Annotated in this window: 8 protein-coding genes, 3 tRNA genes and 1 pseudogene; 5 read left to right on the top strand and 7 right to left on the bottom strand. The window is 45.9% G+C overall.

Features of this window, described 5'->3' with window-relative positions; genetic code table 11:
- Positions 1 to 605: 605 nt before the first annotated feature.
- From G464_RS0107945 to galE, 3 genes are all read right to left on the bottom strand, one after another.
- A tRNA-Phe gene (locus tag G464_RS0107945) sits at positions 606 to 681 on the bottom strand.
- 41 nt (positions 682 to 722) lie between these two features.
- A tRNA-Asp gene (locus G464_RS0107950) sits at positions 723 to 796 on the bottom strand.
- Positions 797 to 943: 147 nt separating this feature from the next.
- Positions 944 to 1,954, bottom strand: coding sequence for a UDP-glucose 4-epimerase GalE (gene galE, locus G464_RS0107955; protein ID WP_022857414.1), 1,011 nt, complete (start codon positions 1,952 to 1,954; stop codon positions 944 to 946).
- A gap of 149 nt (positions 1,955 to 2,103) precedes the next feature.
- On the opposite strand from galE, the gene trmB reads away from it, so the two are divergent.
- Complete coding sequence (gene trmB, locus G464_RS0107960) at positions 2,104 to 2,943, top strand: tRNA (guanosine(46)-N7)-methyltransferase TrmB (protein ID WP_155237068.1); 840 nt, start codon at positions 2,104 to 2,106, stop codon at positions 2,941 to 2,943.
- Positions 2,944 to 3,027: 84 nt separating this feature from the next.
- Positions 3,028 to 3,099, top strand: a tRNA-Glu gene (locus G464_RS0107965).
- A 44-nt stretch (positions 3,100 to 3,143) separates the two neighbouring features.
- Here G464_RS0107965 and G464_RS0107970 read toward each other — a convergent pair.
- The 3 genes from G464_RS0107970 to G464_RS09505 form a co-directional block, all read right to left on the bottom strand.
- Positions 3,144 to 3,509 (bottom strand): hypothetical protein, encoded by a 366-nt coding sequence (locus tag G464_RS0107970; protein ID WP_022857416.1) that lies wholly within the window; start codon positions 3,507 to 3,509, stop codon positions 3,144 to 3,146.
- Positions 3,510 to 3,614: 105 nt separating this feature from the next.
- Positions 3,615 to 3,800, bottom strand: a complete 186-nt coding sequence (locus tag G464_RS10505) for a type II toxin-antitoxin system YafQ family toxin (protein WP_021617180.1) — start codon at positions 3,798 to 3,800, stop codon at positions 3,615 to 3,617.
- A gap of 2 nt (positions 3,801 to 3,802) precedes the next feature.
- A complete protein-coding gene (locus G464_RS09505) occupies positions 3,803 to 4,171 on the bottom strand; it encodes a type II toxin-antitoxin system RelB/DinJ family antitoxin (protein ID WP_021617179.1) in 369 nt (122 codons plus the stop codon).
- Positions 4,172 to 4,222: 51 nt separating this feature from the next.
- Here G464_RS09505 and G464_RS09510 point away from each other — a divergent pair.
- Positions 4,223 to 5,432 (top strand): annotated as a pseudogene (locus tag G464_RS09510) (MalY/PatB family protein).
- Here G464_RS09510 and G464_RS0107985 read toward each other — a convergent pair.
- Positions 5,422 to 5,766: a hypothetical protein gene (locus tag G464_RS0107985; RefSeq protein WP_021617176.1), complete on the bottom strand. Its 345-nt coding sequence runs from the start codon at positions 5,764 to 5,766 to the stop codon at positions 5,422 to 5,424. The pseudogene G464_RS09510 and the gene G464_RS0107985 overlap by 11 nt on opposite strands.
- A gap of 147 nt (positions 5,767 to 5,913) precedes the next feature.
- On the opposite strand from G464_RS0107985, the gene mtrA reads away from it, so the two are divergent.
- Both mtrA and G464_RS09515 read left to right on the top strand, forming a co-directional pair.
- The gene (mtrA, locus tag G464_RS0107990; RefSeq protein ID WP_039777947.1) at positions 5,914 to 6,612 is read left to right on the top strand and encodes an MtrAB system response regulator MtrA; all 699 of its coding nucleotides are present in this window, start codon (positions 5,914 to 5,916) and stop codon (positions 6,610 to 6,612) included.
- A gap of 29 nt (positions 6,613 to 6,641) precedes the next feature.
- Positions 6,642 to 7,184, top strand: coding sequence for a hypothetical protein (locus G464_RS09515; RefSeq protein WP_155237069.1), 543 nt, complete (start codon positions 6,642 to 6,644; stop codon positions 7,182 to 7,184).
- Positions 7,185 to 7,193 lie beyond the last annotated feature (9 nt).

The following is a 7,193-nucleotide window of genomic DNA, read 5'->3' on the forward strand; positions in this document are numbered from 1 at the left end:
CCGCGTGGATCGGTTGTTATACCACCTGGTGCGCGCAGTATAAACACATGCTTGTCGAGAAAACCGTTCTCACTAACGGGTGTATCGTCAACACTTACGAGCGTCTCGTAAGAGCATGTAACATGCTCAACGCTAGGCTATGTGCAGGCGACCTGTTCACCTACCTCAACTCCGAGGTGACTAAGTAGGCAATTGTTCCTGCTTTTAATAACCAGATAGAAAGCTGTAATGCTCGACTACGCGTTATGCTACGCGCGCATCGTGACTGGTTGTTACTCCACCGTATCAAAGCATGCGTGTGGTGGTGTTACATGCATACACAAAGCCCGTTGCTCGTATCCGAGCTCATCCATATCATGCCCGCCGGTCAACACATCACAAACATGTATACACAACTGGTCATACACCACAGCGAACGCGAACATGCTCAACGCCAACACTACGACTAAGCTATCAGTTGGGCAGACCTAACATGGTCGAGCCAAAAGTCAACGCACTCAACGAATAACAACCCACCAACAATACTTGTCGTATAACCCTATAGTCCAGTAGTCCAGTGCTCAAGAAAAATCAAAAACAAAAGCCCTCGAAAACGAGGGCTATCGTGGTGGCTCCGACCGGCGTCGATCCGGTGACCTTACGATTTTCAGTCGCACGCTCTACCAACTGAGCTACAGAGCCATGGAAAAATAAAACCCGGCGTACCGGGTTGAATATTCCAGCGACTCCGACCGGACTTGAACCGGCGACCTCCGCCGTGACAGGGCGGCGCTCTAACCAACTGAGCTACGGAGCCACGATTGCTTTAGCAACCAAGAGATAAATATACAGAGCTTTTCGCATATGTGCAACCTAGAATAAGAATAAACCCTAGAAACCTTGTAATTCCTAGGGTTTTTCGGCGTGTCTTTAAAGCAGATTATCAGGAAATATTCATACTCTTCTAGTTCTTCTGCGTCCAGTTTTCTACATCAATATGATGTGCTGGATTTGCCTGCCAAGCGTCCCATGCAGACTGAACAATATCCTTCACGTCATGCTGAGCATGCCAATCCATCTCAGTATTAATGCGTTCAGGGGAACCAATCAAATGAGGAGGATCGCCAGCGCGACGAGGTTTAATAGTTTCAACGAATGGAAGTCCGGAAACCTTCTTAATTTCGTCAACAATTTCGCGAACTGAAGTGCCCTTACCTGTACCTACGTTGAAAGCGTCATACTTGCGTTCATCGCGGTCTAAGTAGTGCATAGCGGCAATATGTGCATCAGCTAAATCAGAAACGTGAATGTAGTCGCGAACGCAGGTGCCGTCTTCAGTAGGGTAGTCATCGCCGAAAATAGCTGGAGCTAAACCGCGCTGTAAACGGTCGAGAACCATAGGAACGAGGTTCAAAATCGCTGGATCTTCTAATTCAACTGGCCCGCAACCTGCTACGTTAAAGTAACGCAAAGCGCAGAAACGAATGCCGTAAGCCTGAGCTGCTGCGCGGCCCATCCATTCACCGAATAGTTTGGTCTGACCGTAAGGGTTAATCGGAACCATTGGTTGCACGTCTTCTGGAACAACGTCTACTGGCGGAACGCCGTAAGTTGCTGCTGAGCTGGAGAAGACAAGCTTTTGAACCTCGGCATCTTTCATAGCCTGCAGAACGTTCAGCAAACCGTTAATATTCTGCTGGTAGTACCATAATGGCTTCTCAACGGATTCTCCAACCTGTTTGCGGGCAGCAAAATGAATCACAGCATCCACGTTTTCATCGCGTAAAATCTCAGCCAATCGTGTATCTGCACCTGCTGCAGATACATCCATGCCGTACAAACGAGAATCGCCAATGCGAGAAGACTTGCCGTAGCTTAAATCGTCCACAACGACGACGTTTTCGCCGGCTTCGTGTAAAGCATGAACCACATGAGCGCCAATATAACCACAACCGCCTGTAACAAGAACAGTCATATTGCTCCTTAAATTGCATCGAATATTGAGTTGTATAGAGACATGTGCACTTATGTGCGTACATGTTCATTTATGACACTTTTATTATAGCGCGGATTCTATATTATGCTTGACTAAGTTGTGTTTTTCTTGAGATTTTTCTGATTTATATGGAGTGCTACATGACTGAGATGGAAAAAGGCGAGCGCAATAATGCTCGTCGTCGTTCGGTAGTTTCGTTCGTGCGTCGTTCGTCCACTTTGGATGCGCGTTTAGAACGCGCATGGAATACGTATGCCGATGACTATGTTCTTCGCTTAGATAAAGGCGAATATGTTTTGGGAGTTGCCGATACTGTGCGTATTTCCCGTGATTTCTTGGCTCAGGCTTGGGGTGAAGGATTCCAAGCTGATGGTCGGGTAATCGTAGAGATTGGAACTGGGCAGGGCGAAAATATTGCGGCCGCAGCCGCTGCTCATCCGCAAGACAACTTTATTGGTGTTGAGGTGTATACTCCTGGCGTGGCGCATACGGTTTTAATGGCGGGTAAAAATGAGTTGCGAAACTTGCGCATGGTTCAGGTGAATGCTCCTGAATTGCTTAGCGCTTTTGAACCGGGCGTTGTGAGTGAAGTGTGGACTTTCTTCCCAGATCCTTGGCCAAAAACAAAGCATCATAAGCGTCGTATTGTGCAAGATAGTTTGGCTCAGGCTGTGCATGCTGCTTTGAAGGATGATGGCGTCTGGCGAATTGCTACAGATATTGATGATTACGCTTTGCATGTGCATGAAGTGATGGATGCTCGCGCGGATTTTGCGAACGATGGCGAGAAAACGGTTAGTTTGGCGACTGAGCATGTGAGTAAGGGTACTGCTGATTTAGCTGCGCAGTTACCACACGCTGATTTTAGTGAGTCCGAACGTTTTGAGGGACGAGTTCTGACTAATTTTGAGAAAAAAGGTTTAGACGCTGGTCGTGTTATTCATGATTTTACGTACCGGCGCGTGTGATAAAGCTTGATAAAGCATAACGACACGCCGAGCGCATGAAAAAGTTGCGTAGTTGAAGAGTAGTCGTTAATATGAATCAAGTTGGCCCCCGTCGTCTAATGGTTAGGACATCAGACTTTCACTCTGACAACGAGAGTTCGATTCTCTCCGGGGGTACGAATAAAAGGCTTCAGATGGTTCTGAAGCCTTTTTTCATTTTCTTATTTTTTCTGTTTCCGTGCGCGAATAAAACGCCTAAGTGCTGTTCCTGCTGCTGATCCCAAAAGTGCAAAACCGCCATAAAGCCGTGTGAAGAGCACCATGTTGGATCCATAATAAATCCACAGAATGGTGAGAGCGCTTATTATTGCTACTACGAGCCACCAGAAGCATAATCCGTTCATAAAGCCATCAATAAAAGGAATAAGGAAGCTATCAATCGGTAAAAACAAAATGAGGAACGGCAGAAACATCAAAGTTCCGGGGGCGCTTCGCTTTTGAAGAAAATCATTGAGCAGTTCTAATAGTCCGTATGAGATTACAAGAGCTACAAAAAATATCCATGTACGCTTCGTTGGGTTACTCATAACTTAACTGTAGTACTTTTAGAATAAGTCGGAATGCGTCCCTGTTCTCGATGCTACAAGAATAAGATTCTCATCATCGATGGCGTATATACGTAATCAGTCGGGTTAGATGTGACATTCGCGAAAACCTTTGTAGTTTCGTGTTAAAGCGTAGTCCTTATGGTGGGGGTCTAGAGGTATTCCTTTACTGAGTTTTCTAAGGATTGTGTCCAGTAAATGCATATCCGCACCCCTTTTTGTCATCTTTTTGATGTCTCGGCGGAATTGTGGTGAAGCAATAATATCTAGCATTACTAATCATCTTCATTCTCAATATCAGAAAGAAGATCTTCAATGCTTGTGTATCTTTTGGCTGGGATTTCTCCAGACATAATCCGTCGCGCTTCTACCATTGCGGCTTCTGTTTCTTTGTTATATCTGGGTTGTTTAATTGCGAATGGAAATCCTCCTTCAAGTAATGATGTGTGAATAAATATGTTAATCGCATCTGTTACTGATATTCCAAAACTTCCGAAGAGCTCCTCAGCTTGTTTTTTATTGCTGGTTCCATGCGAACGTTGATATTTGATGTCTTTGCCATAATAACTTCCTTGTAGATAATATCTGTTGTATACGTTTTGTATACAAAATGAAACCTTTGTGTTACGTATTATCTCCTGCACCCGTGCGAGTACGCTTAAGACAAGTAAGAAAAACCAAAAAAGGAGAACGCAATGGCATTCGATTTTACGACTATTTACGACCGTTATGGCAAGGATGCTCTTGCAGTAGATGCAATTGGTCAGATAGAAGGTGTTCCAAAAGCGCCACAGGAAGGTTTTAGCACTATTCCAATGTGGGTAGCAGATATGAATTTTGCTACTGCACCGGCTGTAGTCAGTGCTATTCAGGAACGTTTAGAGCATCCGATTTTTGGTTATTTTCTGCCACCACAGAAATACTTTGATGTTATTAAAGATTGGCAGCGCTCGCATAATGGCGTGAGTAATCTTGACAATAAACATATAGGTTACGAAAACGGCGTGCTTGGAGGATTGATTTCCACTGTTTCTGCGTACTGTAAGCCAGGGGACGCTGTTCTAGTTCATTCGCCAACATACATCGGTTTTACGAGCTGTTTAACTGCTGCCGGCTACAAGATTGTGCATTCTACTTTAACTGCTGATGAAAACAATGTATATCACATGGATTATGACGATATGGATCGCGTGCTGACAGAAAGTGGCGCAAAAGTAGCGATTTTCTGCTCTCCACACAACCCAACAGGTCGCGTATGGCATCGCGAGGAAATCGAAAAAGCTATGGCTATTTATGCCAAGCATGATTGCATCGTTGTATCCGATGAAATCTGGTCAGATATTATTCATCCAGGGCGCACGCATATTCCTGCGCAATCAGTCAGCGAGGATGCACGCAACCGTACGGTAGCTCTTTACGCTCTAAGTAAAACCTTTAATATTGCGGGAATTGTTGGCGCTTACCACATTATTTACAACGATCAGTTGCGCGCGAAAGTGGAAGAAGAGAGCAGGAAGCCGCACTATAACGACGCGAACGTGCTGTCTGTTCATGCGTTGATTGGCGCGTACAGCGAGGACGGCGCGGCTTGGGGTGCGCGAGCTGAACGAGGTTTTGGCTGCGAACGTTAAGCGCGCTCGCGAATTCTTTGCGCGTGTAGCTCCAGAAATCCGTATCGCGAACTCAGCGGGCACATATATGCTCTGGCTTGATGCTACAGCATGGTGTAAGAAGTACGGCAAAAGCATTGATGAGTTATTGGAAGCCGGATGGCGTGTGGGAGTTGGTTGGCAAGATGGACGACCATTTCACGGACCGTGTCATATCCGCATGAACGTGGCGCTGCCCGCGCAGCTGTTAGAGGAAGCGCTTGAGCGGTTGAATAATCATGTTTTTAGGGCATAAATAAGCGGATAAGCGAACCGATACCATTGCCTACGCAGCCGATAAGCGCGTAGGCAATCGCATATATGAGGGCGCTGTCGTTGTAGAAAACGAAAAGCGTGCTCAGGAAGCCGATGGCCGGTGCGAGAAGCCACCATAACGTGATGCCGTGGGTGAGACCGTCTTGTAGAGCGAGAACGAGCGTGAGTGCGGGGAAGATAAGAAGCAGAAGTGCGATAATAAGCGACTTTGCGTCGGGAATAAGCAGTGTGAGCGCGGGCAGCAGCCAGAAAAGCGCTACGAGCGCGGCTATTTTTATGAGCGAGTCCTTCGTTGGACATGAGAGTAGTTTCATAACATAAGTCTACTTCATCTTCTTAAACAGTAAAAATACAATGCTATACTGAAAAATTGTGAACGCTAACATATAGTGCGTTATGAGAGCGTGACTACGAGGAGAAGTGCAGTGAAGCATCAAGACAATGAATGCCAGTACACCATCATGATTGTTGATGACGACCAAGCCTTGGCTGAGATGCTGTCAATAGTGCTGGAGGGCGAAGGTTTTCGTGCGGTTGTGTGCCATGATGGTTTACGCGCCGTTGAACTTTTCCCACTTATTCAGCCCGATCTTGTGCTCTTAGACGTGATGTTACCGGGTCTTACAGGAGTGGAGGTTGCGCAGAAGATACGCATAGCCTCGGTTGTTCCCATTATTATGTTGACTGCAAAATCAGACACAATGGCTGTGGTTGAAGGTTTGGAGGCTGGTGCAGATGACTATGTGTCTAAGCCATTTAAAGTGGCAGAACTTTTAGCCCGTATTCGCACTAGATTGCGTCGTATTACACATCAATCAGGTAATCAAGAAGCTTATAATCCAGCTCATATAGAGCGAGACGGTTTAGTTATGGATCGTTCGCAACATACAGTGAGCGTTTATGGGCATAATGCGAACTTAACCCCACTCGAATTCGATTTACTCTTCCTGCTGGCTTCTAATGAGAACGAAGTTATCTCTCGAACTACCTTACTCAAAGAGGTGTGGGGATATGCGGATGCTGGTGATACGCGCTTGGTTAGTGTACATATTCAACGACTTCGTGCAAAGGTGGAAAAAGACCCGGAACATCCCGACTTCATTCACACAGTGCGAGGTATTGGCTACAAATTCTGCACATCAAGTGAGAATATCAAGTGAACACCGCATTCAAAGGTTTTTTCTTACTCATGCGCACCTCTCTACAGGCGCGCATGGTCAGTGTGGTTGTAATTGCGTTTTTTGCTATTGCAGTTCTTCTATCTGTTGGATCCATGCTTCTCGTGCGTTCTTCTGTACTCGATCAGGTATCGCAGGAATCTCAACGAGATTTTTCTAATCAGCTAGTTGAAGCGAAAAAAGTAATTAATTCAGCAGACTCTACTGATCTCGTGCAGTATCAGCAACTTGCTAACGATGTTGCATCCATGCTTCAGCAAGATGCTTCTCCAAGCTTAGTAGGTGTGTACTTATGGAGTCGTAACGCCGCTGGACGTGAAATTATTCCAGTTTCTACTGAGCCATCTCACGTGTCGCTTATTTCAGAAGACATGCATGCTCGTGTGAATGCAGATACGGACGGAACGATCTACTATCAACCTGTTACGATTACTCACGATACAGTCCAACAAAAACGGAGCAGCACAGTCGACGGATTATATGTAAGCCGCCACTGTGTCTTACTGATCGCGATGAGTCCGACATATATTAGGATGGCGTCTAGCCTGCAGTGAGCATGCTGG

Origin of the sequence: Alloscardovia omnicolens DSM 21503, assembly GCF_000420505.1 — a bacterium.
GTDB classification, from domain to species: Bacteria; Actinomycetota; Actinomycetes; order Actinomycetales; family Bifidobacteriaceae; genus Alloscardovia; species Alloscardovia omnicolens.